This window comes from Colwellia sp. BRX8-9 (genome assembly GCF_014077245.1).
Lineage (GTDB): Bacteria > Pseudomonadota > Gammaproteobacteria > Enterobacterales > Alteromonadaceae > Colwellia_A.
This window is the reverse complement of record NZ_JACGVN010000084.1, coordinates 1-269: the sequence shown is the minus strand read 5'-3', so window position 1 is coordinate 269 and position 269 is coordinate 1. Positions and strand designations below refer to the sequence as shown.

The 269-nt window shown below is 44.6% G+C and carries 1 pseudogene; it reads right to left on the bottom strand.

Going from position 1 to position 269, the window contains the following annotated elements:
- Window positions 1–5: 5 nt before the first annotated feature.
- Window positions 6–269: pseudogene (locus H4J70_RS20350) on the bottom strand (transposase); the annotation flags it as partial.

The window sequence follows — 269 nt, the reverse complement described above, 5'->3', positions numbered from 1 at the left end:
TATGTTTACGCGCTATTCAAACAAGCTTGAGCATTTGCTTTACCGTGTGCGCGCTTTAACCCCACGTGCTCAGTAAATTCACACAAATGCTCTGCGGTGCCGACCGCGCCCGTGAATATACCTTCAAAGTTTGTGGTGAGTTTTAGCCAACTTTCATCGCTGATGTGAAGTCTTGACAGTATATTTGCGGTTTTGTTATCGATAGCGCCTCGTTTGTCTGCTCTTATTACGCGACCTGTTTCATCTACAAGGGTTAAATAGTCCTTCAA